General features: G+C 70.8%; 22 protein-coding genes, 1 tRNA gene and 1 pseudogene. 8 read left to right on the forward strand and 16 right to left on the reverse strand.

Going from position 1 to position 26,466, the window contains the following annotated elements; translation table 11 throughout:
- Positions 1–71: 71 nt before the first annotated feature.
- Positions 72–923 carry a sterol desaturase family protein gene (locus OV090_RS26830; protein WP_267707466.1) on the reverse strand — a complete coding sequence of 284 codons (852 nt, stop codon included), beginning with the start codon at positions 921–923 and terminating at the stop codon, positions 72–74.
- Positions 924–1,195: 272 nt separating this feature from the next.
- On the opposite strand from OV090_RS26830, the gene OV090_RS26835 reads away from it, so the two are divergent.
- Positions 1,196–2,641 carry a TIGR01777 family oxidoreductase gene (locus tag OV090_RS26835; protein ID WP_267707467.1) on the forward strand — a complete coding sequence of 482 codons (1,446 nt, stop codon included), beginning with the start codon at positions 1,196–1,198 and terminating at the stop codon, positions 2,639–2,641.
- A gap of 55 nt (positions 2,642–2,696) precedes the next feature.
- Here the strand turns inward: OV090_RS26835 and OV090_RS26840 are convergent, their stop codons facing one another.
- A complete protein-coding gene (locus OV090_RS26840) occupies positions 2,697–3,929 on the reverse strand; it encodes a DUF4215 domain-containing protein (protein ID WP_267707468.1) in 1,233 nt (410 codons plus the stop codon).
- Between the two features lie 278 nt (positions 3,930–4,207).
- Between OV090_RS26840 and OV090_RS26845 the strand changes: the two genes are divergently transcribed.
- A complete protein-coding gene (locus OV090_RS26845) occupies positions 4,208–4,504 on the forward strand; it encodes a hypothetical protein (protein WP_267707469.1) in 297 nt (98 codons plus the stop codon).
- On the opposite strand, the gene OV090_RS26850 is transcribed toward OV090_RS26845, so the two are convergent.
- The 6 genes and pseudogenes from OV090_RS26850 to OV090_RS26875 form a co-directional block, all read right to left on the reverse strand.
- Entirely contained in the window at positions 4,491–5,957 is a 1,467-nt protein-coding gene (locus OV090_RS26850; RefSeq protein WP_267707470.1) for an AMP-binding protein, read from the reverse strand. The two genes, OV090_RS26845 and OV090_RS26850, sit on opposite strands and share 14 nt — an antisense overlap.
- Before the next feature lie 39 nt (positions 5,958–5,996).
- Positions 5,997–6,806 carry an ADYC domain-containing protein gene (locus OV090_RS26855; protein WP_267707471.1) on the reverse strand — a complete coding sequence of 270 codons (810 nt, stop codon included), beginning with the start codon at positions 6,804–6,806 and terminating at the stop codon, positions 5,997–5,999.
- Positions 6,807–7,083: 277 nt separating this feature from the next.
- Entirely contained in the window at positions 7,084–10,446 is a 3,363-nt protein-coding gene (locus OV090_RS26860) for a serine/threonine-protein kinase (protein WP_267707472.1), read from the reverse strand.
- Positions 10,447–10,699: 253 nt separating this feature from the next.
- Positions 10,700–11,869: a metallophosphoesterase gene (locus OV090_RS26865; protein WP_267707473.1), complete on the reverse strand. Its 1,170-nt coding sequence runs from the start codon at positions 11,867–11,869 to the stop codon at positions 10,700–10,702.
- Positions 11,870–12,084: 215 nt separating this feature from the next.
- Positions 12,085–13,179 (reverse strand): hypothetical protein, encoded by a 1,095-nt coding sequence (locus OV090_RS26870; protein WP_267707474.1) that lies wholly within the window; start codon positions 13,177–13,179, stop codon positions 12,085–12,087.
- 422 nt (positions 13,180–13,601) lie between these two features.
- Positions 13,602–14,087: pseudogene (locus OV090_RS26875) on the reverse strand (thioredoxin domain-containing protein); the annotation flags it as partial.
- A gap of 768 nt (positions 14,088–14,855) precedes the next feature.
- Here OV090_RS26875 and OV090_RS26880 point away from each other — a divergent pair.
- The 3 genes from OV090_RS26880 to OV090_RS26890 all read left to right on the forward strand — a co-directional run bounded on the left by OV090_RS26880 (position 14,856) and on the right by OV090_RS26890 (position 16,914).
- Positions 14,856–14,932 (forward strand) — tRNA-Arg (locus OV090_RS26880).
- Positions 14,933–15,222: 290 nt separating this feature from the next.
- On the forward strand, positions 15,223–15,465 hold the full coding sequence (locus tag OV090_RS26885) for an acyl carrier protein (protein ID WP_346660403.1): 243 nt from the start codon (positions 15,223–15,225) through the stop codon (positions 15,463–15,465).
- 864 nt (positions 15,466–16,329) lie between these two features.
- The gene (locus OV090_RS26890) at positions 16,330–16,914 is read left to right on the forward strand and encodes a hypothetical protein (RefSeq protein WP_267707477.1); all 585 of its coding nucleotides are present in this window, start codon (positions 16,330–16,332) and stop codon (positions 16,912–16,914) included.
- A gap of 39 nt (positions 16,915–16,953) precedes the next feature.
- On the opposite strand, the gene OV090_RS26895 is transcribed toward OV090_RS26890, so the two are convergent.
- On the reverse strand, positions 16,954–17,250 hold the full coding sequence (locus OV090_RS26895) for a hypothetical protein (RefSeq protein ID WP_267707478.1): 297 nt from the start codon (positions 17,248–17,250) through the stop codon (positions 16,954–16,956).
- Positions 17,251–18,464: 1,214 nt separating this feature from the next.
- Between OV090_RS26895 and OV090_RS26900 the strand changes: the two genes are divergently transcribed.
- Positions 18,465–18,794 carry a hypothetical protein gene (locus tag OV090_RS26900; protein ID WP_267707479.1) on the forward strand — a complete coding sequence of 110 codons (330 nt, stop codon included), beginning with the start codon at positions 18,465–18,467 and terminating at the stop codon, positions 18,792–18,794.
- Positions 18,795–18,847: 53 nt separating this feature from the next.
- Here OV090_RS26900 and OV090_RS26905 read toward each other — a convergent pair whose 3' ends face one another.
- Positions 18,848–19,318, reverse strand: coding sequence for a hypothetical protein (locus OV090_RS26905; protein ID WP_267707480.1), 471 nt, complete (start codon positions 19,316–19,318; stop codon positions 18,848–18,850).
- A gap of 250 nt (positions 19,319–19,568) precedes the next feature.
- Between OV090_RS26905 and OV090_RS26910 the strand changes: the two genes are divergently transcribed.
- A complete protein-coding gene (locus OV090_RS26910) occupies positions 19,569–20,432 on the forward strand; it encodes a hypothetical protein (RefSeq protein ID WP_267707481.1) in 864 nt (287 codons plus the stop codon).
- Positions 20,433–20,527: 95 nt separating this feature from the next.
- Here the strand turns inward: OV090_RS26910 and OV090_RS26915 are convergent, their stop codons facing one another.
- Both OV090_RS26915 and OV090_RS26920 read right to left on the reverse strand, forming a co-directional pair.
- Complete coding sequence (locus OV090_RS26915; RefSeq protein WP_267707482.1) at positions 20,528–21,313, reverse strand: NAD-dependent protein deacylase; 786 nt, start codon at positions 21,311–21,313, stop codon at positions 20,528–20,530.
- Positions 21,314–21,432: 119 nt separating this feature from the next.
- Positions 21,433–21,606, reverse strand: a complete 174-nt coding sequence (locus OV090_RS26920) for a hypothetical protein (protein ID WP_267707483.1) — start codon at positions 21,604–21,606, stop codon at positions 21,433–21,435.
- 177 nt (positions 21,607–21,783) lie between these two features.
- On the opposite strand from OV090_RS26920, the gene OV090_RS26925 reads away from it, so the two are divergent.
- Positions 21,784–22,362, forward strand: coding sequence for a hypothetical protein (locus tag OV090_RS26925; protein ID WP_267707484.1), 579 nt, complete (start codon positions 21,784–21,786; stop codon positions 22,360–22,362).
- 30 nt (positions 22,363–22,392) lie between these two features.
- On the opposite strand, the gene OV090_RS26930 is transcribed toward OV090_RS26925, so the two are convergent.
- From OV090_RS26930 to OV090_RS26945, 4 genes are all read right to left on the reverse strand, one after another.
- A complete protein-coding gene (locus tag OV090_RS26930; protein ID WP_267707485.1) occupies positions 22,393–23,307 on the reverse strand; it encodes an alpha/beta hydrolase fold domain-containing protein in 915 nt (304 codons plus the stop codon).
- Positions 23,308–23,313: 6 nt separating this feature from the next.
- Positions 23,314–24,810 (reverse strand): GMC family oxidoreductase N-terminal domain-containing protein, encoded by a 1,497-nt coding sequence (locus OV090_RS26935; RefSeq protein WP_267707486.1) that lies wholly within the window; start codon positions 24,808–24,810, stop codon positions 23,314–23,316.
- The gene (locus OV090_RS26940; protein ID WP_267707487.1) at positions 24,807–25,421 is read right to left on the reverse strand and encodes an isochorismatase family protein; all 615 of its coding nucleotides are present in this window, start codon (positions 25,419–25,421) and stop codon (positions 24,807–24,809) included. Before OV090_RS26940 ends, OV090_RS26935 begins: the two co-directional genes overlap by 4 nt.
- 81 nt (positions 25,422–25,502) lie before the next feature.
- On the reverse strand, positions 25,503–26,414 hold the full coding sequence (locus OV090_RS26945; RefSeq protein WP_267707488.1) for a LysR substrate-binding domain-containing protein: 912 nt from the start codon (positions 26,412–26,414) through the stop codon (positions 25,503–25,505).
- Positions 26,415–26,466 lie beyond the last annotated feature (52 nt).

Consider the following 26,466-nt stretch of genomic DNA (forward strand, 5'->3'; position numbering starts at 1 on the left):
CGCCGCGGCTGCCGCCCGCGGCCCCCGGTCCTGCTGTCGCTATTACGGTGCGGCTGCCCGGGAGCGACGGCTCAACGCCGCCGGTCCTCGGCCCGCGTGCGACAGATGTGGTCCCACAGCGTCAACGCCTCGCCGAAGTTGACCTCGGCGTTGGCGTGGTGGCGGTTGTGAAACGCCGAGGTGTTGACGAACAGGCGCGGCAGCGTCGCCTCCAATGCGCGGAAGGTGACGCCGCAGTGCAAATAATAGTTGAGCAGGACGAATCCCACGACCAGAGCGACGTAGGTCGGGCCGAAGTGGGTGGCCCACGGGAACGCGACCAGGAGGATCGGCCAGAAGGTCATGACCGATTCGACCGGGCCGACGGCGAAGCCGGCGAACGGGGTGGGATCGCGGTAGACGTGGTGGCCGCGGTGGAACGGGAAGAGGAGGCGGGTGTGCAGCAGGCGGTGCTTCCAGTACAGCCAGGCGTCGAGGACCAGGACGCCGAGCAAGGTCTGCCAGACGACGGCCGACAGGCCGCCGGCCTCGGCCAGCGACCACACCAGGCCGATCGGCTCACCGGCGTCGGCGCGAGCCATCGGCCAGGCGGCGAAGCAGGCGGCGATCCAGGCGGCCAGGGCGGTGTCACCGGCGCTGCGGCCGATCAGCGGCGAGCGCCGCCGCGGGCCTTGGATCCGCTGGCCGCGACCGACGGCGAACAGAGTGGCTGCGCCGGCGCCGAGCAGCACGAGGCCGCCGACGGCGGCGAAGGCGAGCAGGAGGGACTTGTACCAAAGGACAGGTCCTTGCGGACAGGCGAGACCGGCGAGGGTGGCGAGCAGCACGACGGTGCGGTCGACCGAACCTGCGAAGCCGCGGCCATGGTTGGAGAAGACGGAGGCGTCGGCGGCAGGGCGGAGGAGGTCGGTCAGGCGCGGCATCGTCGCGCGACCAGTGGATGAGATCGCCGGCGCGCTGTCCAGGGGGTTCCCCGCGCGGTTCGTCGCACGGCAGGAGTCCGGGGCGTTCGTGCGGTCGCGGCCGGTCGCTCGCCCCCACTCGCACGGCCGCGACGTCGATAAGTGCCGTGGCGTCATCCCCGGATCTTCGGGTCGCGGGTCGCCTCCGCGGCAGCGCTGCGTCCCGCGGCCGCAGCCGCGCTTGACGCTCGTCCGACGTGTGCCACATTTGCCGCCCGACGAGCAGGGAGCACATGCACATTCTGGTCACGGGCGCGACGGGGTTCGTCGGACGGGCGCTGGTCCTCCGATTGCTGCGAGATGGCCACCACGTGCGCGCCTGGGTGCGGTCGCCGCGGCGCGCGGCCGATCTGCTGGGCGCCGAGGTCGAACTGGTGGCCGCGGGCGACGAAGCAGCGCTGGTCCGCGCGCTGACGGGCTGCGAGGCGGTGATCCACCTGGCAGGCGAGTCGGTGGGGGTCGGCCGGTGGACCGCGGCGCGCAAGCGCGAACTGTGGGACAGCCGGGTAGCGCTGACGGAGATGCTGGTGCGGGCGATCGCCAGGGCGGAGCCGCGGCCGCGCGTGTTGGTGTCGGCGTCGGCGGTCGGTTACTACGGCGATCGCGGCGACGAGGAGCTCGACGAGACGTCGCGGCCGGCCGACGACTTCCTCGGCTCGATGTGCCAGGCGTGGGAGGCGGCGGCCCGCAAGGCCGAGGCGCACGGGGTCCGGGTGTGTACGCCGCGGCTGGGGCTGGTGCTGGGGCACGGCGGGGGGGTGCTGGGCGAGCTGCTGCCGATCTTCCGCGCCGGGCTCGGCGGGCCGCTCGGCTCGGGCGAGCAGTGGTTCCCGTGGATCCACCTCCACGACCTGGTCGAGCTGCTGACGACGGCGATGACCGACGCACGCTACAGCGGGCCGGTGCTGGCGGTGGCGCCTCAGCCGGTGACCAATTTGTGCTTCTCGCAGGCGCTGGCCGAGTCGCTCGGTCGCAAGGCCCGCCTGCCGGTGCCGCGCCTGGTCCTGCGCATCGTCAAGGGCGAGGCCGCGGACGCGCTGGTCGCTAGCCAGCGCGCGGTGCCGGCGCGCACTCTGGCGCTCGGGTTCGGATTCCAGTTCCCGACGCTGCCGGCGGCCCTGGACGACCTGTTGGGCGGGCGCGACCGGCCTCACTTCGCGCCGGCCGAGATGGCGCCGCCGAGCCCATACCTGGCCCGCCGCTCGACGACGACGGTGCTGCGCCAGTCGACGGTGGTGGCGGCGCCGAACTCCGCGGTGTTCGCGTTCTTCTCGCGCGCGGAGAACCTCGGGATCATGACGCCGCGCGCGGCGGTGATGCAGATCCTGACGCCGCGGCCGCTGATCGTCGAGGCCGGGCGCCACATCGACTACAAGCTGCAGGTCGGCCCGGTGCGGGTGCGCTGGACCACCGAGTTCGAGCTGTGGGAGCCGGACCGCCGCTTCGTCGACGTGCAGACGCGCGGGCCGTTCGCGGCCTGGTGGCACGAGCACCGCTTCGCGCCGCGCGAGGACGGCGGGACGCAGATGGACGACACGGTCTACTTCCGCCCCCCGCTCGGGCCGATCGGCCGGATCGCGGAGGCGCTGTTCGTGCGCCCGCGCCTGCGCGAGATCTTCGAGTACCGGGCGCAGGCGATCCGCCTGCGCTTCGGCGCGCACCCGGCGACGGATGTCTGATGAGGCATGTCCTGATGGCCATGTCTTATCGGACATGACCGTCAGGACATGACCCTCAGAACACGGCGATCGCCACGGTGCCGAGGAACGGGGTCGGTGGGTCGTCGGCGCTGCATAACGGCATGGGCGCGCCGTTGAAGGCGAGCTCGACGCCGGGGCCGGTGGCCAGCCAGCCGCCGAGGTTGCGCGGCATGGTGTTGCCGGCGAACGGCATCAGCAGGACGCGCGCGTGGGTCGATTGGCCCGCGGGCGCGATCGCCAGGGCGTAGCCGTCGCCGAGGCTGGAAGGGCAGATGGGGGCCTCGGAGGCCTTGGGCTGGCTGTCGTCGCCGAACGCGTAGAGGACGTCGAAGAGCGGGTCGGGCTTGTCGAAGAGGAGGTCGGTGAGCTCGACCTTGCGATCGTGGGAGGAGAACTTCCACTGATCCGCAGGCGGCTTGGTGGAGGTCATGTCGGACGGCGTCCAGGCGAACATGGAGGGCGGCTTGAGCCCGAACCGCAGGTACTGCACGCCGGCCTGGTCGCGCAGGAGGACTGCGATCCGCTGGCCGGGAGCGGTGGCGCAGGCGTCGAACCAGTCGGGGCCGGCGAGGTCCTCGTCCTCGGTGTTGGTCATGCGGAAGCAGCTCTTGAGCTCGCAGGTCTCGGAGCACAGCGCGAGCAGGTCGGCGAACACCGGGTCGCTCGGGTCGCACTCCTCGCGGTCGGGCTCGAACACGCCGTCCTTGCACGAGAGCTTGCAATCGCCGGTGCAGCCGTCGAACGCGTCGGTGTTGCCGTCGTCGCACTGCTCCTTGCCCGTCTGAAAGCCGTCGCCGCACGCTGCGAGGGTGCAGGACGGGGTGCACGCATCGTCGGGCACGCCGCCGGCGTCGCAGGCCTCCTGGCCCTCGTGCACGATTCCGTCGCCGCACTCGGCCACGGTGCATTGGTTGGTGCAGTCGTTGCCGTCGATGTCGTCGCCGTCGTCGCACGCCTCGCCGGGATCGAGGACGTTGTCGCCGCAGCTGGACGGTGCGGGCCCGGTGCCCGAGTCCTCGGTGTCGACGCCGGTGGTGAGCGGGGGCTCGCCGGTGAGGGTGGTGCCAGGGCCGGTCGTGGTGGCGGGCTCGTCGGTGGTCCCCGTGTCGGTGCTGGTCGTGAGGACAGGTTCGGTGGTGGCCGCGGAGGCGCTGAGCCCGTCGCTGTCGCGCTCGAACCCGAAGGCGGGGTTTGCGATCTGGCAGCCGCCGAGGCCGACGAGACCGGCGATCCACGCGCTGCGATGCATCCATGTCAGGCCGTGCATGGGAGCACGATACCAGGCGAGCTCGACAGGCAGACCGCTCGCTTGCAGACGGGCCGGAACCGCGGGACGCATCGGTTGTCTCGGCGCTCGGAGGACGTGCGATGCGAGCGAGCGCGCGGCGACGGATCGGTCAGACGGTAGTGTGTATGGTGATGGCGTCGACGGGGATCAATTGCGCCCCTCACGGCCACGAGACAATCGAGATGGAAGCGGCGCCGCAGCCGGACTGGACGAGCTCCAGACGGACGGATTGCCCGGATCGAGGGCACACGGCGCTGATGAGCAGCGTCGACGCGGAGGACGAAGGGGCGCTCGACGCGGCGCTCGATCTCGCCCGGGGCGTGCTGGCGCTCGAGTCGTACGAGCAGCCGCGAGCCTGTCACGCGCGCCTGGCCGAGCGCCTGCGCGTGCAGTACGACATCGACTACCGCAACGTGGGCGCCTGCGGTGTCGACCCTGCGGTGGTCGGCCACGCTCGCGGCTACAACGCGATGATGCACCGCCACATCGCCGACAGGCACGGGTCGGTGGTCGAGGCGGTGGCCCACGAGGTCGGGTGCCTCAGGGGCGGCTGAGCCGGGCCTTGATCACCTTGCCCATGGCGTTGCGCGGCAGGGCATCGACGAACCGGACGTCGCGCGGTCGCTTGTGCGGGGCGAGCGCCCGCGCGACGAGGTCGACGAGCTGCTCGCCGGGCGGAGGGCGCGCCGGATCGCGGGCGACGACGAAGGCGACGATCCGCTCGCCGAGGTCGTCGTCGGGCACGCCGACCACCGCGACCTCGGCGACGTCGGGGTGCTCGAGCAGGCAGGTCTCGATCTCGCCGGCGCCGATCTTGAACCCGCCACATTTGATCAGGTCGGTGGCCCGGCGACCGACGATCCGATAGGCGCCATCGGGGGTGCGGGTGGCGAGGTCACCGGTGTAAAACCACCCGTCGGCGTCGCGCACTGCCGCGGTGGCGTCGGGCCGGCCGAGGTAGCCGGCGAACACGCTGGGGCCGCGTACGGCGATCTCGCCGAGAGTGGCGTCGTCGGCGACGTCGAGCGGGCGCCGCTCGTCGTCGACGAGCTTGACCTCGACGCCAGGGAGGGGCGGACCGACGAGACCTGGGCGCGGCGGGCCCGAGGTCGGGACGGCGCACACGATGAGGGTCTCGGTGAGGCCGTAGCGCTCGTAGACGCCGCGACCGGTGAGGGCGGCGATCCTCCGGTGCTCACGCGCGGAAAGGGCGGCCGAGCCGGAGATCAGGAGGCGCGCGGCCCCGAGATCGGCGGCGACCGAGGGATCGCGCTCGGCGAGATCGGCCAGGCGGACGTACATGGTCGGCACCGCGAACAGCATCCTGCCGCCGCGCAGGGCCGCGGCCAGCGGGGCGGGCTCGAAGCGCGGCTCCCAGTGCAGGCGGCCGCCGATCCGCAGGCTGCCGAACAGGCCGAGCACGAGGCCGTGGACGTGGAACAGCGGCAAGGCGTGGACCACGGTGTCGGCGGCCGTCCACGCCCACGCGCGCACGAGGCCGTCGATGTTGGCGGCCACGCCCGCGGCGGTGAGCACGGCCCCCTTGGGCGCGCCGGTGGTGCCCGAGGTGTAGATGAGGAGGAGGGGGCGGTCGTCGGCGCGGTGAAACTCTGGCTGAACTTCAGGACATGCTTTGTCGGACATGTCCTCGTCGACAGGCAGGGCAAGGCCGAGCGGGCCGGCGGGGGCCTCGTCGGGGCGGGCGGCGAAGCAGCAGCGCGGGGCCGCGTCGGCGGCGATGTGCGAGCACTCGCGCTCGCCGAGCCGGGGGTTCAGCGGGACAGTGACGACGCCGGCGAGCGCGCCGCCGACCAGAGCGACGACGGTGCCGAGGTGGGGCTGGGTCCACACGCCGACGCGGTCGCCCGGGCGGACGCCGGCGCGGGCGAGGGCCTCTGCGTGGCGACGCGCGGCGGCGAGGAGCTGGCGATCGGTGTACGTGGCGTCGCCGACGGTGAGCACCGTTCGGCCGTCCGGGTGCGCGAGGCAGGGGAAGAGGGCGTCCACTCCTCGATGCGTGTCGCAAATCCCGGGCCCGGTTGCAAGTCACTGCACCATCGGGACGTAGGTCATCCACTCGCCGTCGGCGAGGTCGTAATTGCCGCAGCGCGGCAACGTGCAATCGATCTCGGTGCCGGCGATCCGGGCCTCGTCGAGGCACAGGGCCCCGTCCGCGGTCCACACGGCCTCGATCGCGGCCGGCTCGGCGGTGAGCTCCACCGTCCCCCCGACGTTCTCCCACTGGATGGGCGTGCCGTCGGCGGTGTAGCTGTGACCGTCGCCGCAATAATCGGCGGTGATCATCTTGAGGGTCGCCTGACGCCGCGCAGGGGTGGTCTTGCTGCTCTGGGGGCCGTAGCCGAGCAGCGACAGCTTGGCCGCGGCCGAGCCGGCGCAAGCGATGCTGAACCACCGCTGTTCCGGGTCGGGGCGGACCTCCTTGGCCTCCATGTCGTAGGTCTCGCCGCCGAGGACCAGCGCGATCGGGGCCCGCGGGGAATCATGATACCCGGTGCAAACATTCCGCTCGATGTGATGACCGTCGACATAGACGAGGCCGTAGGCGTCGACGTCCGGGGCGCCGTCGGCCCAGCGGGCGACGCGGGCGTGCGAGGCGATCATCACGGTTGCGAACGTCTGCCCGCCCGTCCCGAGGTAAATGCGCGTGCCGAGCAGGGCCTGGCCGGCGAGCGCGGCGCCGCCGGCGTCGCGGAGGACCAAGGCGTCGCCGACGACGTCGAGCCGGTCGAAGCCAGCGGCCGCGGCCGCGGGACCGGGCGCGACCTTCACGATCCGCAGGCCGGCGGCGTTGGCCTGCCCGCCGAGGTGGAGCTCGTGGATCGAGCTGCCGAACACCTCGGCGGCATTGAATCCGCACTGCCAGATCGGACAACTGGAGCCCTTTTCGCCAATTCGGGGATTGGTGACACCAGGGTCTTCGACTATCAATGTCTTATCAATGTCACAGGCGGCGAGCAGTCCGCAAAAGGCCGTCGCAGCACGGATTCCATGACAGTTTCTTGATTTCACAACAATCCCTCCACTCCCTCTCTATGCAGTGTCGGGCCGCTTTCAAGCCCGAACGAAGGGTGGATGTGATCCGCGCCCACACTCGCAGCGTGAGCCGATGTTTTCAGGGCTCTGCGCGGCGGTCGCTGCGACGCTGCGAGAGCACGCCGTCGAGGGCGCGGATCTCGGCGAGTCGCCACGCGTATTCGTCGCCGCCCTCGAGGTACCAGCGCATCGCGTCGGTCAGCAACACGCCGGCGCGGTCGAGGTCGTCGGCGGCGGGCCGCGGCGCGTTCACCAGCACTTCGGCGAGCACGACGCGGGCGCGAGCGAGGCGCTGATCGAGGAGGACGTCGCGGGCGGTCGCCCGGGCGGCGACCAGGCCGTCGACCGCGGCCCGCAGCGCCTCGGCGGCGCCGTCGCGATCGCCGAGCGCTCGCAAGTGCAGCCCCAGCACCAGCTCGAGCTCGGCGGCCTCGCGCTGGCGCCACCACGAGTCGCCCTGGCGGGTGGCCAGGATCCGCCGCAGCTCGTCGACGGCGGCCTCGTGCTCGCCGCCCTCGAGCGCGGCAAAACCCCGGATCAGGGCGACGTCGACGCCGCGGATCAAGTCGCCGTCGAATGGCTCGCTGGCGAGGAGCGCGGCGGCCTGCCGCAGCACCTGCCGCGATTCGTCGGAGTCGCCGGCCTCGCTGCCGAGATAGCCGAGCATGGCCAGGCAGCGGGCGCGCGGGGCCGGATCGCCGGGCGAGAAGCGGACCAGGGCGTCGCAGCCGGGCCGCAAGATCCGGCGGGCGGCCTCGGGGTTGCGGATGTACGCGCTGGCGGTGATCCGGGCCTCGATCGTCTGCGGATGCGCCGGGCCCAGCTCGCGCTCGAAGATCCCCACGGCCTCGGTCATGTCGTGCGCGCGCGCCTCGCCGTCGTCCTCGAGGATGGCGAGGTTCATCAGGCTGTAGGCGATCTCGAGCGGCGCGTCGTTGCTGGCCCGCTTGACCGCCAGCGCCTCGGCGTAGAGCTTGCGCGCGGCCTCGACGTCGCCGCTGGCGAAGGTGACGACCGCGGCGTTGTTGAGCAGCAGGCCCTGCAGGTGCCCGGGCTGCGACAGACGCGAGATGAAGGCGCTGTAGTGGCCGAGGTCCTCGAGGGCGCGCGCGGCCCCGCCGGGCAAGCGGCCGCGCACGAACAACATGTGCGCCATGGCCTCGGCGGCGACATAATCGACGCCGGCGGACAGCGCGGTGTGCATGGCGGCCTGCAGCATCTCGAACTGCGGCTCGACCATGGCGGTGCGATTGAGCGAGAGGCGGCCGCGGTGGAGCAGGGCGCGCGCCAGCAGGGGCTTGTAGCCGATGCCCTCGGCGTCGGCGAGGAGCTGATCGGCGAGCTCGAGGGCCTGCGAGGTGCGGCCGATGTGCTCCAGGTTGACGACGCTCGTCAGGCCATCCTCGACGGAGGTGACCCGGCGGCGCACGTCGGGATCGTCGGGAGGGGCGACCTCGGCCTGGAGAGAGGCGAGGTCGTTGCAGCGATCGATGGCGGGGAGCTTGTGGGTGAGCTCGAGCGCGTGCACCGCGACGCTCTGGTCGCGCTCGGCCAACAGCGCGCCGGCCTCGGCCAGAGCGGCCTTGCGCTGGGCGAGACAGGCCATGCGCCGATCGACGAGCTCGTCCGACTGCTCGCCGCGCCGCCGCGCCTCGCAGGCGTCGGCGTGGGCGCTCGACCACTCGTTCATGTACTTGTCGAGCCGCTCGGTGACCTGCGGCCACATCTCGTTGATGAAGGCCGGGCCGGCGGCGACGAACGCCTGCTCGGCGGCCCGCCGGCGCTCGCCGTCCCAGACGCCGTGGATCTCGGCGGTGCCGTGGCTGCACGGGTCGATCCGCGGCTCCTGCGTCTTGGCGGCGAAGAAGCCGGCGAGCGCGGCGACGCCGGCGAAGGCGAGGCCGCCGACGTAGGTGCGGCGGCCGATCGCGCGGTTGCGGTCGAGCGCGCGCAGCAGGGCGTCGAGCCCGGAGAACCTGTCCTTCGAGTCAGGTCGGAGGCCGCGCAGGACGACGCTGTGGACCCACGCGGGCACCCGCGTCAGCCGCGGCGGGTCGCGCACCTCGCCGCGCGCGACCGCGTGGGCCAGCTCGTGCACGGTGTCGCCGGGGAACGGCAATTGATTGTAGAGCGCCTCGTACAGCGAGACGCAGAAGGCGAACTGATCGGAGGCAGGGCCGACGAGGCGGCCGCTGAACTGCTCCGGAGGCATGTACGCGGGCGTGCCGACGACCTCGCCGCCCTGGGTGACTTTCTCGGAGACCGCGTTGCGATCGCGGCTCAGCGAGCCGGTCGAGCGGGTGTGCTCGCCGCTGGCGTCCTCGCCGGTCTGGCACAGGCCGAAGTCGAGGACGCGGGCCCGGCCGTCCTCGCCGATCATGACGTTGCTCGGCTTGAAGTCGCGGTGAACGAGGCCCACCGCGTGCGCGGCGGCCAGGCCGCGACCGGCCTGCAGGAAGACGTCGACGATCTCCTGCCAGGTCCGCGACTTGCTCGCCAGCCACACCTGGACGGTGACGCCGCGGATGAACTCCATCGCCACGTACACGTCGGCGCCGTCGGTGCCGACCTCGTGGACGACGACGACGTTGGGATGCGACAGCCGGGCCATGGCCTGGGCCTCGCGCAGCAGGCGGAGCTGGGCGCGGGCGCTGTGCTTGGGATCCTGCGGGCGCAGGACCTTGATCGCGACCTTGCGATCGAGGCGATCGTCGTAGGCGGCGTAGACGACGCCCATGGCGCCGGTGCCGATCCGCTGGAGGAGGACGAAGCGACCGACTCGCCGGCTCAGCGCCGAGGCTTCACCGGCGCGCGCGAGCAGCTCGAAGTCCGGCATCGGCTCGCTCGGGTTCAACAGGGCCCGCACGCGCGCGAGCCGGGCGCCGGAGCCGTCGAGCGGGGCGTCGAGGGCGACGTCGGTGAGCACCTCGTCGTCGCCGTCGAGGGCGAGCGAGCGGGCGAGGGCGTCGAGCAAGGACTCCCAGCCGGCGGTGGCCAGGCCGCGCAAGCTTTCGACCTCGGTCTCGCTGGCCTTGCCGTCGCGGAGCGATCGCTTGAGGGCGCGACGGATCCGCCGCGCAGCTGGCAACGCCAGGGTGAAGTCGAGGCCGCCGCGACGAATGGCCCGCTGCACGAGCCCGACCTCGGCGGAGCCGGCGAGCTCGCTGAGGAGGTTGGCCAGCCGCCGCGCGGCGCTGTCCTCCCGCGCCTGGTTGCGGGCGCTGCTGGCCGGCGGCCGATCGATCATGGCCGCGACGAGGGCGATGACGAGGTCGCTGCGCCCGGTCCGACCGTGGGCCAGGGCGTGCCCGGCCGCGACGCTGAGCAAGGCATCCGGGTCCGGCGAGGGCTCCTTCTGCGCGAGCAACCACGCAGCTTGATCGAGCCGATGCAGATCGGCGCTGCTGAGCGAGTCACGCGGGCTCGGAGCGGGCAGGGACATCGGGCGGAGCAGCCTTTCAGTATGACTCCAGTCACAGGTACGTCCCACTCCGACCCGGCGAGCAGGGTCGACCGGATCACCCGGGGGTGCGAAGACCGCCGCACACCCGTATGTCGGATAATTACCTCCTCATTACACTTTGGACCCAGATCGCTCAGGACGCCGGGAACCAGGCCTTCCGCCCCGGTTACCGCAATCCTCGACAAGCGATCTCGGCCTGCCTGACCATGGGGTCTCTAGCCCCCATGCGCGATCAGGCGCGCGCGAGTTCGATCCGGGTCAGCTCGGCCGGCGCGCCGACGCGCATCGGCGGACCCCAGTAGCCGGTGCCGCGGCTGACGTAGATGGCGGTGTCCCGGACGCGGTGCAGGCCGGCGACGAACGGCTGCTGCAGCGGCACGAGGAAGTTGAAGGGGAAGATCTGGCCGCCGTGGGTGTGCCCAGAGATCTGCAGGGACACGCCATGCTCGGCGGCCTCGTGGACCTGGCGCGGCTGGTGGGCGAGGAGCACGAGCGGGCGGGCCGGATCGCGGCCGGCGAGCGCCCCGGCGAGGTCGGGGCCGTGATCGGGCAGGAAGTTGCCGCCGGTCGGGTCGTCGATGCCGGCGAGATCGAGCGTGGCGCCGTCTTTCTCGATGCTGACCCGCTCGTTGCGCAGGACCCGCACGCCGAGCGTGGCGAGGTGCGCGACCCATTCGGCGGCGCCCGAGAAGTACTCGTGGTTGCCGGTGACGAAGTAGACGCCGTGCCTGGCCTTGAGCCGGGAGAGCGGCTCGAGCAGATGCCCGAGGCGGGCGACGGTGCCGTCGACGAGGTCGCCGGTGATGGCGACGACGTCGGGCTCCATGGCGTTGGTCTTGGCGACCAACTCCTCGAGGAAGGCGCGGCCGATGGTGGGGCCGACGTGGACATCGGTGATCTGGGCGATGACGAAGCCGGCGAAGGGGTCGGGGAGACCCGCGAGCGGGACCTTGACCGGCTTCACTGCGATCGGCCGCAGCACCGACCAGACGCCGTAGCCGGCGGCCCCGAGGGCCCCGGCGCCGACCAGACCGCCGAACAGCCGGGCCAAAAATTGCCGCCGCGCCGGGTCGGCGGGGGTGCCTGCGAGCCGCTCGATGAGCCAGGCGAGGCCGCGGACGAGGTCGGCCGGGATGAGGAGGACGAACAGGAGGAACATCAGCCCGAGCCAGCCGTAGACGACCCAGGAGATCGGGGTGGCGACCTCCCGCGGGAGCGACCGCGAGGCCATCTGAAACAGCGGGAAGGCGAGGGCGAGCGCCACGATGGCCCAGCCGAGGACGCGTCCCCAGGGCGCGGGCCAGCCGATGTCGCGCACGAGTCGAGCCCACAGGTAGTAGTGAATCCCCGCGGACACGGCGAGGACGAGCCCGAGGAACACGACCATCCGGCTGATCGACATCCCGTCGATCTTTAGCAGGGCGGCGCCCAGATCCGACGCCGGTCTGCCCCTGCGGAGGCTGCGCACTCGTGCGCTCGCGGGTCAGGCGAGAAGGTGAGGGCGGAGATGGCCCAAGAGACAGGCGCATCATGCGGTCCCGGAGGCGCGCGCCGCTGGACTTCAAGGCGCGTCGTCGGCGGCTGCGCATGCGAGACGGCCGCGGGCGACGCCGGGGCTCAGCGGTAATTGATGTCGACGTAGCCCGGCGTGCGGCGATACGGGAGCGTGAGCTGGAGGGGCCAGCCCTCGTGCTCGGCGAGCCGGAGCCAGCGCGACTTCCTCTTGGCGAGCGCGGCGATGGTGGCGGCAGTGACTTCGTCGAGCGACCGCATACCGGCCTGCAGCGTCAGAAAGTTGAGTTGCTTGAGGTCGAGGTCGAGGAGGCCGGCGATCGAGACGTCCGCGGCGACGACGAGGTCGAGGACGCGCAAGATGGGAAAGCTCGCGAGGTCGGCGATGCCGGTGGCGTTGGCCTGGGTGTGCAGCGTCGTCAACTTGGGCAGCCGGGCCAGGACTGCGAACCCGTCGAGCTTGCCGACCAGGCGCAGGGTCGCGAGGCGCGTCAGGCTGGCGAGGGGAGTGAGGTCGCAGTCGGGAGTGACCTCGAGCTCGAGCCAGCGCACGTCCCGGGCGGCCTCGAAGCCGGCGAGGGTGGCGAACGGCCCGGCGTTGCGCAGCCGCAGGTCCTGGCGCCCGGCGAGCAAGCGCCGGCCGAGCTCGAGACCGAGTCGCGGCCAGGCCTCGCGCACGGCCCGGGCGGCGTGCTCCTCGAAGCTCTCGCCGTGGCGGCCCTCGTCGCCGCACAGCGCGAGCAGGGCGTCGAGCTCGCCGGCCTGACCGGCAGCACCGCGGGCCGCGGCGAGCTTGCTCGCGTGGCCCTCGCAGGTGGCCCGCAGCTCGCTCGGCTCGAGGCCGAGGACCTCCGCGCAGTACGGCAAGGCAGCGTCGAAGTCGACGACGATCCCGCGGTCTCTGGCGGTCTCGAGGAAGCCTTCGACGAACTCGATCTGGACGGCCGGGGTGGCGTCCTCGGCGTCGAAGGCACAGTCGACGTCCCAGGCGAGCTCGCGCAGCGGATCGACCTTGGGGCGCTTCGTGGCGGCCTTCTTGGCGGCTTTCTCGGCGGCCGGTTTCTTGGCGGTCTTCTTGGCCGCCGGTTTCTTCGCGGCCTTCGCTGTCGGTTTCTTGGCGGCGGTCTGCTTCGTCGCTTTCTTGGTCGCGGGCTTCTTCGCTGCCGCCGTCTTCTTGCCGGTGCTCGGCTTCGTGGCCATGCGCGCGATGCTACCCGATGTCGCTCGCGCACGGCGAGCGAGGGCGACGAAGGGGACAGGCACGACCGACCGCGGCGACCGCTCCAGCAGTCTTATCGCGCAGCGACCCGAGCTCTCAGAGCCCGCCGCCAAGCTCGGACCGAGAGGTCGCGTGCGCGTCGCTCCGGCTCATCAGTCGAGGCGCGACGGTGCCGGGGCGAACTCCAGATCGACCCGGTGCATGACGGACGTGGCCGTCGCGCGCTATCGTCAATGTACATTAGGACATGTCATGACATTCGTGCTGCCCTGGATGCGGCCGCCCGAGCCTCGCGGGTGGACCTCCATGCGCGCGGCGACGGGTAGGCGATTGCCCTGTTCTCGCCCGAGGACCCGCGGCGTCCTCGGCGAGTTCGAGTGATATGCGACGCCTACGACGCCGTCGCGTCGAGCAGGCCGGACAGCCACTGCCGGATCGCCGGCTCCTTCGGGACGCCCGCGAACGCATCCACCGGTTGGCCGCCCTTGACGACGACGACCATCGGGATCGACGTGAGGCCGAACCGCTGGGGGATGCGCGGGTTGGCGTCGGCGTTCACCTTGGCGAGGATCCAGGCGCCGTTCGCCTCGGTGGCCAGCCGCTCCAGCACCGGCGAGAGCACCGAGCACGGCCCGCACCAGGAGGCCCACAGGTCGACGATCACCGGCACCTGCAGCGACCGCTCGACGACCTCCGCCTGGAAGGTCGCTTCGGTGACGTCGATGATGGGCGAGCCGGCGGGTGCCGCGGCACGGTCCGGCGAAGACGCGGAGGCGGGAGCGGACGCAGGTTCGCTGGCGGCCGCGAAACGGGCCTTCAGGGCGGACAGGTCCGCTTCGGACAGCGCGGCCGAGATGACTGCTTTTCGACGTGAATCTGGCTCTGTCACACATTCATCCTAGCACGCCCGTGCCCGGGCATGTCGCGATGGGCCATGTCGCGCGCAGCTCGACTGCGCCCATCGCGAACGCGGCTTGCTCGAGCGACGTCTCGTTCGCTGAGGGTCTCGGTCGGGCCGGGCCGCAGGCGATCGGGAGGCATCATTCGCGCCGGTACACCGCGACGGCCTGGGCGAGGGCAGGGCATTCGTCGAGCCACTCGGCGCGTGGAAGGCGGGTGTCCCGTGAGCGGCTGTGCGGTCGAGCGGACCGCAATCGGCAAAGACAATCTGGCCATCATCGAGGTCGTGCGCGAGATGACGGGGCTCGCCAACGCCACGCTCGCATCGGCGTCGAAGCTCCCTCGCGTTGCTCGTCCGCGAATCGAGTTGCGCCTCTTGACCGGCCTCGGGACCGCGGCCCGCGCTCGCTCGTCGCGCAGCGCCAGGTCCAACCCAGCGGATCACCCGCTCCACCCGCGACCAGACGCCCCCCGCGCCACCGGCGGCGTCGATCGTGGCGCGGCCGGCTCCGGGTCCCCGGTCACGTCACAGGCGATCAGCGCGTCGCAGAAGGCGAGCAGCGAGACGAGCGCTTCCGCACGATCATGCGGGGCGCGGCATGGCGCCCGAGTCAAGGCCCTCGGGCCGGTGGCTCCCGCGACCCTCCCCGGCCTCTCGTGCCCTGCTTCCAAGATCGGCCGGGGGACCCCCCGCGGCCCCCTCGCGCTGCTTTCGGCTCTTGCGGAGATGGGGTACTTCGGCCACCCTCCCGGTCTCGCTCGCATAGCTCAGTTGGATAGAGCGACAGTTTCCTAAACTGTAGGTCCCAGGTTCGATTCCTGGTGTGGGCGCCACGGTCCAGTCCCCCTCGAGGGGGCTGGACGGTTTAATGAAGCGGGGCCGGGTTGGCTGCCGGCACGATCGCGGAGCTGCCGATCGAGCTCGTCGCTCACCATCGCTACGCCTGTGTGGCTGGCCGCGGCGCATAGGCTCGAAAGGCTGCGGCGCTCATCGCCCGCGCCAGCCAGCCCTGCATTCCAGCTCATGGTGCGGCCGCGCGGTTTGGAGTTGTCGAGCGAGTCCGCGAGGAGCCGCGGCGCGCAGGCCCTGATGGCCTGTACCGCGCGCTTCATCGAGCTCGGCCGTGTGCTACCGTGCCCCTCTCAAGAGAGGCGATGACCATGTCGCGACCATCATGCAGATCCCTTCCGAGACCATCGACCTGGACACCCGGCTCGAGGCGTACGGCATGAATTCGATTCTGGCGGTGCAGCTGTTCGGCGCCATCCAAGACGAGTTCGGCATCGAGATCGAGCCGGGAGAAGCCTTCACGATCCGGACGACGACCGACCTCGTCGCGCTGGTGAGCCGGAAGCTCGCCGGATAGGCCAAGACGGTGACGGCCTGACGCGCGGGCCCGTATCCCAGCCGCAGCCTTGGGCACGAGAGCCGTGGCCCTGCGTCGGGCTCGCCGTTGACCACGAGCGGCCACGTCGCGGTTGATGTAGACAGCGATGACGATGTCGTTACCACGTTCGTGGCGGCGCCAGTGATGTCTCGCCAAGCGTATCCGGTGGGCGTCCAATGGGCGCCCTGTAAATCGATAGGGTCGCAATCGTATTGGGCGGCTGCTCGGGCCGTTCGCGTGTACGTGGATCAAGAGCCTGGACAGTGGCAATCGCTGCCGTTTGGCGACACACGAGCCCGTCGTTCTCTGCTAACAGCGCAGGATGGATCGATCGAATGTCTTCGAGACATGTTTTATGGGGCATGTTCTTCGGGATAGTCGCGCGGACGGCGAACGCGACGGATTCGCGGCGCGGCTCACAAGCGCGAGGACGCGGCACGAACTCACCGCTCCCAGGCCCAAAATTTCGTCGGCCTGACGCGATCTTCGGGCGGATCACCTTGTCTTGCAACCGCGTCACCCGCGGCGGCGCCGAGCTCGTCGCCACGCTGGCGCCGACGGCATAGCGACGCGTCCGCGGCGCGGCTCGCCGAGCTCGTCAGCCTGACGCGAGCCTCGGGCGGGACGCGCTGCCTTGCTTCCGCGCCGTTCGAGGCCGCGCAGGACCGCGTCGTCATGGCTGTGTACGCTGGCCGTCGCAGGGGCGGCCAACGCACGCTGACATGCCGAGCGCACTCAGCAGGACCCTGGGTTGGCGGCGCGTCGGCGCGCAGCGGCGTCCAGGAGACATCGGGCGGATCCGCACGTTGATCGCGGTGGCCGGAGTTGGGACAACGAATGAGCATGCGGTTCCGTCACCCTCGCTCCGCCCCGAAGCTCCTCGGCCTGGCCCTCGCGCTCGCAGGGGCGTCGGCGTTGTCCTACAGCGTGGCGGCGGCGCAGAAGCAGAAAGAGCCGGGCAAGAAGGACGCCCCCGCGTCGCCGCCCGGGCCGGTGCCGGCAACGCCGCCGCCCGCGACGACGCTGCCGCCCAAGGTGGTGGCCAACGATCTCCGCGACCTGCTGGTGACCTTCAAGGACGCGGGCGCGCTGAAGCTGCGCTCGAGCTTCAACAGCTCGCAGCTCGGGACGAAGTTCGCTTCGGACGTGCTCGAGATCGAGGGATCGAGCGGGGTGACCGTCAGCGAGCGCGGCAAGTGGAGCTTCTCGCCGCCGACGTTCAAGGTGTCGATCGCCATGAACGCGGAGGCCCGCGCGGCGCTGGACCTGTGCCTGAGGCTGGTGACGGCGCCGGCCAACGGCCGCGCGCTGACGCTCGAGTTCATGCGCCTGAACTCGCCGGCGGTCGACGCTTACTCGCTGTCGTCGACGGTGCTCGACGTGATCCGGCCGCTCGAGATGGGCTTCATCAACTGTTCGCTCGAGTGAGGGCGACCGCGGCGCCCCGCCGCCCGCGCGGCCAGCGGCTCACCGCACCTCCGCGCACTCCCACGCGTCGTCGGCGATCTCCCAGATCCGCTCGCCGCACGCCTCGCCGGAGGCGAGGAGATCGCGCGCGTGGCCGGAGGCGAGACGGACCACCAGGCTCATCGGGCGCGCGGGCGTGTCCGCGGTGTCGCCCTCGCAGCGCACGTTCCAGCGCAGCTCGCAGCGGACCGTGACTTCACATTGATTGTGGACCCGCAGCGACATCCCGCGCGGGCTGGCTTCGGGCGCGACCTGGACGCACTCGGACACCGACTGCGCAGCGTGACTGGTAGACAAGGACGCGCCGTACGCGAACGACGCGCACGACACCGAGAGCAAGATCCGGCGCATGACAACCCCTTTGGCGCGGCGATCGAGGGACCGTCGCAGGCCGGCTATCGACAGCGGCTCGGGCAGGAGGTTCCCGGCCCGATCGAAACGACGGGGCGCGACGTCACGCCCCGTCTTCATTCGCGATGCGGGGCAGTCCGTGTCTTGTCTTTTAAACATGTCCTGAACGACATGTTCTTCCAGACATCGTTGAAAATTGCCTGAAGAGTAGATGTTCGAAGGACGGCGGGTCGTCGCTGGCACGTCGGCGCGGCGGACCGGTAGCCAGCACTACGGGCGCGAGACAGGTGCTCGGGGGAGTGACAGCCGCAGCCGACGTCGGGCTCGGTCTCGCCAGGCGCGTCGGTCCGGGCGGCTCCCCGCACGAGGAAAGCGGCTGCAGGGCGCAGGCACGCGGACCTTCGAGGGCGCGCATGTCGACGGGTGCGAGGGAGACGTCGACAGTCGACGCAGTGTCGGCACGTCTACGTACATGCTTGCGCCCCGTGAGTCTTGGCCCTCACGCCGTGACAGCGAAGCCTGCTCGAGTGGCACTTCGCGTGCGTCGCGCGGGGAATGATGGCACCAGGAGACTTGGAATATTCGCAGGTGTCCCAGAATCGCACTCGTACCCGGCGCAGCACGGACAGATGTCCGGTGAAACTAGTTTCGCCTCGACGACCTCCAAGGCAGCCCTGCGAGCCGCTGCGGGCGTCCGAGGCACGGAGGGCAGGAGAGGGCGACCGGGAGAGCCAGGCCGCGGCTGGAGCTCCTGGAAGATTTTGAAGCGGCTCGCGAGACCGTCGGGGCGGTGTTCCGCGAGGACTTCGTGTGCTCGTCGGGTCGCACGCGGCGATGTCGGAGGTGTACCTGCAACCATCCAGACTTTGCGTGGAGCCAACCCGGCGCAGCGGGGACGAAACCGCGTTCGCGCCCGGAACTGGCGGGTGCTTTGAATCAGTCGGCGAGGCGTGGCGGCATCAACGCGCCTGCGTGAGCCGAGCAAGCTCGGGCACACGTGGCCGCCCAATTATTCCTCGTACGCGGGGAATGGCGTGTCCGATCGAAGTCGGCTGGCCGATGCAGTTCGACGCGCTATGACTGTCATGCGACGCGGCGTGCATGATAGCAACGCTCCCGCGCCGCGTGTGGATGACCCCCCAACCCCAGGCGGCACCACCATGCAATCCATCGGCGCCCCCGTCAACGTCTACAAAGGCCAAGCAGCGCTCCGGCGCGGCGTCGTGGCCTCCGAGGACCCGACCGGCATCTCGGTCGTCCTGGCTCCGCAGGCGGAAGAACACCTGCCGATGCTGTCCAGCAACGGCTCGCTCGTCGTACCGCGGCGGCCGCAGCCCGAGCTGGTGTTCTTCTCGTGGGACGAAGTCATCGAGGACGACAGGAGCGGCCCAGTACGCAGCATCGTCCTGCGCGACCGCCACTACGACGGGTCGCATTCGCTGGCGCCCGCGAACGATGCCACGGGCCGCGGCTGCACCCGTTCGACGTAGCTTCATCCGTCGACGCGCTCGACAAGCCCGCGCGCTCGCCGGAGCCGAGCGCTTCAATCGAGGTACCATTCGCCGTTGGGACACGCGCGGGCGACGTACTGATCGCCGACCTGAAAGCCCCGCGCCAGGGCGGGATCCGCGAGGCGGATCGCCAGTGTGGCGCGATACAGCCAGCCGCGGTCGTTGGCGCGGGTGAGCGGCTCCAGAGCCCGCACGGCGACATCGGTGATGAAGGTGTCGGCCTGGTGGCCGTTTTCGTCTTCGTTGGACTGCCGTTCGGCGGCAGCCTTGAAGTCGCTGTCGCCGTATTCCGTGAGCAGCTGCGCAGCGAAGGTGCGAGCACGCGAGGCCATGGCCGCCGGGATGGGCCCCACGGTCAACGGTGTGCCCGCATCGACGCCGCGTGGCTTGCCAGTGAGCAGCCAGTCGACGGCAGCCATGTCCGGGTGGTACTCGGTGATCTCGAGGACGATGAGGTCGTCGGCGACCTCGGAGATCTTGATTCGCTGGTAGTCGCTGCCCATGGCGTCCGCCGAGCATAGCCAGCGCTCGTATCGCGTGGAAGGTGCCGCGTCAGGTGCCTCGCGGCTGAAGGCCAAGGACTCGGGGCTCAACCCGAGCCCTTTCACCCGCGAGGAATCCCCGAATTGCTCGGGCATCTCGCTGCGAGCTCGATCTTCTTTCACTCCCGCTGGATGTCTCGTACACCCCTTGTCGGGCCCTCAGACCCGCGTAAGCTCGGGGCAGTCGGCGACGGCGGAGACCCGATGGCCCATGGCTGAAGAGCGTTACCGCGTTTCACGAGACATCTCCAGGATTGGGAGCCCGGAACGACTTCCGACCCTGGAACGCGCACCGCTCTGGTTCTTCGACTGGATGCTGGCGAGGGTCCTCGCGGGAGAACCCGTCGACATCGGCGAGCAACAGCTCCGCACCTTCCAGGAGGGCTTTGTCCCTGCCGAGTTCGACTTCTCCAACCTTCGTCGACACGTGTGCGTCGCCGCGATCGCGTTGCTCGCGGGCCTGCCCATGGGGGCGAGCCCCGCGGCGGGGCTGGAGTTCGCGCACCGCACCTGGAACGGCGGCCGTCAGGATCTGGAGACCGCCATCGAAGGCTGCGGCGCTGCGGCTGCCGCGTGCGACGGGCGCGAGCTGGCGTCGTGGTGGGAACGGGCGCAACGCCAGCCATCGCTGGACTGGGTGGAGTCGTTCGAGGAGACGCTCTTCCTGCTCGATCCGTCCCGGGTCGAGCTCGCGCCACAAGCTCTCGCGGCCGGCGTCGCACGAGTCGCGTCCGGGCCGCTCGCCTACGCATCGAGCATCTCGACGGCTCCTCTCGTGTGCGCGCTGTGGCACTGCACGAAGGCGCGAGATCCCGTTCGCGAGCTGCTGTCGGGACGCGTGCAGGAGCTCGATGAGGTGGTGTTCGGGAGCGAAGGCGAGGCGCCGCTGCTCAAGATCGGAAAGCTCGTGCGAAGCGGGCACGGCGTGCTCCTTCGCGTCCGACTCGGCCGCGGAGTCGAACTCTCTCTCGCCGACGAACAGGGGTTCCGGGCGCGGATCGTCCACTCGTGGGCCCACATTCGCCGGAGCTTCCGCGAGGTCACCACCGGAGCGCTCGTCGAGTTCATCCGCTAGGATGGGCGTCCGAGAGCGGGCCGCCAGCGATGGTCGCGTTGGCCACGAGAACCGCGGAGCGGCGGCGAGCGACGCGATGAGTCGAGACGCGGCCGTCAGGCCCGCGCGGCCGCGAATCGCTGCCACAGGGCCTGGAGCGCGACGGCGGCGCGGGAGCGCAGACGATGGTCGACGAACCGCGAGACCTCGCTGTCGCCGGGGTTGATCTCGACGGTCGGGATCCCCTGCTCGTGCGCCTCGATGACCGGCGCGGCGATGTACGGGAAGACGCTGGTGGTGCCGATCGACACCACCAGGTCGAAGCCGAGCCGGGTCTCGCGCTCGTACGCCTCGGTCGCGTCGGGCGGCAGGAGCTCGCCGAACAGCACGACCTCGGGGCGCAGGACGTGGCCGCAGGCCGGGCACATCGGCGGGAGCGACAGGGCGTGGTAGTCGCTGACGCTGTCGCGGCGCGAGCAGCGGGTGCAGACGATGCTTCGCGCGTTGCCATGGATCTCGATCACCTGCCGCGAGCCGGCGTCGCGGTGAAAGCCGTCGACGTTCTGCGTGAGCACCCAGGTCCCTGGGATCTCGCGCTCGATCGCGGCGAGGATCTCGTGCCCGAGGTTGTGCCGCGCGCCGATGCAGGCGGCCCCGATCTGGGCGATGTACTTCCAGCACACCTCCGGGCGCGACTGCAGCATCCGCCCCGACAACGCGACCTCGATCGGGAAGCCCTCGTCGGTGTCCTTGCGCTCGTAGAGGCCGCCGATCCCACGGTACGTCGGCAAACCCGAGTCTGCCGACATGCCGGCGCCGGTGATGAACAGGATCCTCTTCGCGGTTTGGAGGAGCGCGGCGACGGCGTCGACGGTGGCGGCGGGGAGGTCGTCTTGCGGCATCGTCGTTCGAGAGTACGTGAAAGCAGTCGAGCAAGGAATCGGCACGGGTCGCCCCGAGCAGCTGAACTGAAGAGGAGTCAGCGGTCGGCGACCGACGAAAGCGACCGAGCTGGCTGTGGTTACTCGGCGTCGATCCGCCAGATCACGGTCTGTGGCGCGGACTCGGCCGCTCTCGTCATCAGCCACAGAGAGTCGCCCCAGACGACCGCCGACAGGCCGAGCTCGAAGTCGATGTAGGCGAGGGCGCTGAAGCGGAGGCCGAGCGGGCGCCGCCACAGCTCGGTGCGCTTCAAGATGTCGGGGACGTCGGGGTCGGGCGCGAGGTCGGAAGCGACGAGCTCGCAGGGATGCTTGACGACGTCGTTCCAGACCGAGGCGCAGTCGCGCAGGTCTTTGGATCCGACGGACGCGCTCGGCCGTGGTTCAGCGCGTCAGGCCGGCCGACGCGCGCACGTGCTACCGTGGCGGCCGTGCCGATCCTCGCGCTGCTCGTCTGCCTCGCCGCTCCGATGGGGCCCGAGGAGGCGGCGCGCGTGCAGTTCCACGAGCAGCGCGTGCGCACCCAGCTCGCGGGCATGGGCCTCGTCACCGGCTGGGCCGTCGTCAACATCGTCTCCGGCGTCGCCGGCAACTTCACCACGACCGGCGAGGTCAAGTACTTCCACCAGATGAACGCGCTGTGGAACACGGTCAACCTGACCATCGGCGCGATCGGCCTGTACAACGCCCGTCGCGACCGCGAGCGTGAGCGCGGCCTGTCGCTCGCTGCGCAGCGCGAGCAGGCCAGAAAGAGCCAGGGCGTCTACTCGATCAACGTCGCGCTCGACGTCCTCTACCTGATGGCCGGCGCCACCACGCTCGAGCTCGGGCGCGTCCACGACCGCCCGCGCCTCGTCGGCTACGGCGCCTCGATCCTCGTGCAGGGCGGCTTCTTGCTCGCCTTCGACGCCCTGATGATCGCCGCCCACGGCGCCAACCTGCGGCGCGTGCGGGCGTTCGCGGCCCCGACCGCGACCGGCGCCCTGATCGGCCTGCACGGCGCGTTCTGATCGTCCCGAGTCCGGATGCGCGGGCTGTCGCTAGCGCTCCATGTGCTCGTCGAGAAACGCAGCCGCTGTGTCGAGGGCATGCCGGGCGCCTTCCAGCTGTTCCACGTTGAGCTGGAAGACGTGGTGCATGTCGGTCCACTCCTGCAGCGTGACGTCGTGGCCCGCGGCGCGGGCTCTCTGCGCGTAGCCGACGGCGTCGTCGTACACGATCTCCTCCGAGCCGACCTGGATCAGCAGCGGCGGCAAGTGATCAGGGATGCCAAGCATCGGCGAGGCGCGAGGATCGTACGCCGAGGTCGAGCCGACGTAGCCCCTCGCCGCGCTGCGCAGCATCGCCTCGTCCAGCAGCCGTTCGCGCGCGGCGCGGGCGCGCATGCTGGCGCCGCTGAAGGTCAGGTCGGTCCACGGCGAGAACACCACCGCGGCCGTCGCCTTCCTCGTCCTCGCCCGGGTCGCCAGGGTGAGGCCACCGCCCGCCGAATCACCCACCACGCCCACCTTGCCGAAGCGGTACGCGAGGTGGTCGAGGGCCGCGGCCGCCAGCTCGAGGGCAGCGGGCAGCGCAGTCTCGGGTGCCAGCGGGTATTCGAGGATGAAGGTGGTTCGCCGGGCCCGCGACGCGATCTGGCTGACGAAGCCGCGGTACGCCGGCGCAGTGCCGAGGACGTAGGCGCCGCCGTGCAGGTACAGCAGCACCTGGTCGCCCACGGGGTTCTCGGGCGCGCAGATCCATCCGGGCACCAACGGATCGGAGGAAGGATGCAGCGCCACGTCCGGCGCCGGCGGCGTCATCGCCAGGAAGGCGTCGTAGGCCACGCGCGGCGACGCCTTCGCCGACGGCGAGGACCAGAAGCGGCTGAACATGTCGTGCAGGCCCGGCATGGCGTCACGGTCGTGGCGCGAGAGCGGGACCACCTCGGTGTGGAGCATTGATTCTTCCAGCATGGGACCTCACGGTGCGGCGAAGACACGCCGGGCGATGTACTCGGCGATCATCATCGTGGTCAGGTTGGTGGGCGCACTGGGGATGCCCGGCATGATCGAGGCGTCGACCACCATCAGGCCCTCGACGCCATGGACGCGGCCTTCGCTGTCCACGACGCCGTCGTCGCCCATGGGGACGGTCGAGGTCGGATGGGCGTAGGCGTCCAGCTGGCGGACGATCACCGGCTCGAGGTCGGCGTCGGCGATGGACGAGCCCGGGGTCATCTCTTCGGCGACGAGGGCCGAGAGCGCCTTCGATCGGCCGATGGCCCGGGCGATGCGAACGCCTTCCACCATGCGCCGAGGATCGCGTTCGGTGCTCAGGAAGTTGTACCGGATGCGCGGCGCGGTGCGGGGGTTCCTGTCCACCAGGCGCACGTGACCGACGGACTCCGGCTGGGTGACCGACACCGCCAGCACCAGCGCGCCGCCCGTCGGCGATTGCGCCGGGTCGATCAGGTGCGTGGCCGACACGTGCAAGTCGAGGTCGCCCGGCGTCGCCTCCGACGAGGCCGCCCAGAGGATGGCGCCCGCGGCCGGGAACATGTTGTTCGCGCCAGGCTTCAGCGCGTAGATGTTGTAGTAGAACAGATGCTCCTGCAGGCGCTCGCCCACCGGCAGGTTCGCAAGCACCGGGATGCCCCGAGCGTCGAGCTGCGCGGCGGGGCCGATGCCGGAGCGCATCAGGATGGCGGGGCTTCCGAACGCGCCGGCGGACAGGATCACCGTGCCCGCGCGATGCGCATGGCCGTCCACGTCCACCACGCCCACGGCACGGCCGCCCTCGACGAGGACCCTGTCGATCTCGACGCCGCCCCGGATGGCGAGGTTGGGACGGGCGCGCACGCCGTCGTCGAGGAAGGCGATGCCCGTGTTGATCCGGCGGCCCGAGATGACGTTCAGCGGGTAAGGGGAGACGCCCTCCTGGTCCGCGCCGTTGAAGTCCTCCACGTAGGCGAAGCCACGCTCGACGGCGCCGGCGACGAACGCGGCGAGCGCCGGCGTGAGTTCGTCGCGCCGGCGCTGGCGGACGGGCAGGGGGCCATGGCGGCCGCGGTAGCGGTCGTCGCCGTCGGGCGTGTTCTCGATCGACTTGAACGCGCCGAGCACGTCGTCGAACGTCCAGCCCGCGAGGCCGCGTGCGGTCCACTTGGCGAAGTCCGCCGGGCGCGCGCGAATCGCCACGGCCGCGTTCACGCCGGAGCAGCCGCCCAGCGCCCGGGCGCGCAGCGCAGGGATGATGCGCCCACCCGCGCCGGTCTCCGCCTGGTAGCCCCAGTCGTGCTCGTTGTCGCCGCCCGCGTGGTCGGCGTTGTAGATCACCGCAGGGAACTGGTTGGGGCGGTAGGCGTTGCCGGCCTCGAGCAGCAGCACCTCGCGCATCGGTTCGGCGCTGAGGCGGTTCGCCAGGACTGCGCCCGCGGAACCACCGCCGACGATGAGGACGTCACGCGCCGCGTTCATCGCCCGAGCCCTGCGGCTACCTGGGCCATGAGCGTGGCGAACGGCATGTCCAGCGCGGCATAGACCTCGCCGGCCTTCGGGTCGGCGTTGTCGCCCATGATCTCGACCATCAGCGTCGCGTAGTCGGAGACCTCGATGCCCAGCGCGGTGAGTCGCGCGAGGCCGGCTTCGTGCTTGTAGCTGCTGAACGTGCCGCAGGCGTCCAGCGCCACCACCGGCTGGTAGCCTTCGTCGCGCGCCGAGATGGCCGGCAGCGACGCGCACACCTCGAAGCTCAGGCCGGCGATGATCAGATGATCGCGGCCGGCCGCCTTCACCTTCTCGACGAAGCGCGGCTCGTCCCACGCGTTGACGGTGGAACGATCGAGGATGTCGGCGTCGCCGAGGGCCGCGCGCAGCTCGGGGATCGTCGGGCCCCACATGCTGTCGCGGGCGGTCGTCACGGCGATGACGGGCAGGCCGAGGGCCTGCGCGGCCTTCGCCAGGCCCACGACGTTGTGCTTCAGTTCGCCGACGCCGATGTCGCGGACGCCGGTGAACAGGCCGACCTGGTGGTCGATCAGCAGCACTGCGGTGTTGTCTCGGGTCATGCGGGTGCGGGTGTTGGCCATGGCGCGAGCATTGGCCAGGCCGCGCCGCGGAACGAGCCCCCGCCGCTGGACGCTGCTTACAACCGTTTGGATGATGCCGGCTCAGTCGACCGCGACGGCCGCGGGAAAGCCGTCGGCGAGGTGGTCGATGAAGGCACGCAGTCCGGCGCTCATGCCGTGACGGCCCGGCATCAGGGCCGAGATGGTGGATTCGTCCGCGTGCCAGTCGGGCAACACGCGCACCAGCTCGCCGCGCTGCACCTCGTCGCGGCAGACGTAGCCGGGCAGCGCGACGATGCCGAGGCCTGCTTTCGCGTTGCTCTTCAGGGAGACCATGCAGCCCGCGTGCACCCGCGGCGTCAGCGGCAGCACGAACTCGTCCTCGGAGAATTCGTGGCGCAGGTGCCAGCACGGCGCCACGCTCTCGCGCATCATGAACAGGCTGGCGTAGGGCGCCAGCGCGCCGGGCGACGCGGGCGTGCCGTGCTGCGCGAGGAAGGCCGGCGACGCGTAGAGGTACCAGGGCACCCTCGCCAGCGGCTTCTGGATCAGCGACGAGTCGGGAAGCGGCCCGGAGTGGCCCCGGATGGCGAGGTCGAAGCCCTCGGCGATGATGTCGACCTGCTCGTCCGTCACGTGCTGGATGAGGTTCACCTTCGGGTACTTGTGAAGGAAGGCGTTCACCATGCCGGGCAAGGCCACCTGCGCGATGGCCTGCGCCGCCGTGTAACGCACGGGCCCGGCGGGCTCGGTGAGCCGCTGCTTCATCGCCATCTCGGCCTCCGTGGCCTTCTCCAGCATCTGGACGGCGTGGCGGTAGAACTCGCGGCCAGCGTCGGTGGCGGTGACCTTGCGGGACGTACGCGCCAGCAAGGTCACGCCCAGCGCAGCCTCGAGCTGCTGGATGCGGTGGCTCAACGTCGACGTGGGCACCAGCAACGCGCGGGCCGCCGCGCTGAAGCCACCGCGATCGACGACCTGCACGAAGAAGTGGACGTCGTTCAAGTCGAGCATGCGCGTACCGTGGGTCGCCCCGGGTTATCGGGGGCAGCATGGCAGCTCGTGC

The sequence above is a fragment of the Nannocystis sp. RBIL2 genome (assembly GCF_026626745.1).
Taxonomy (GTDB): Bacteria; Myxococcota_A; Polyangia; order Nannocystales; family Nannocystaceae; genus Nannocystis.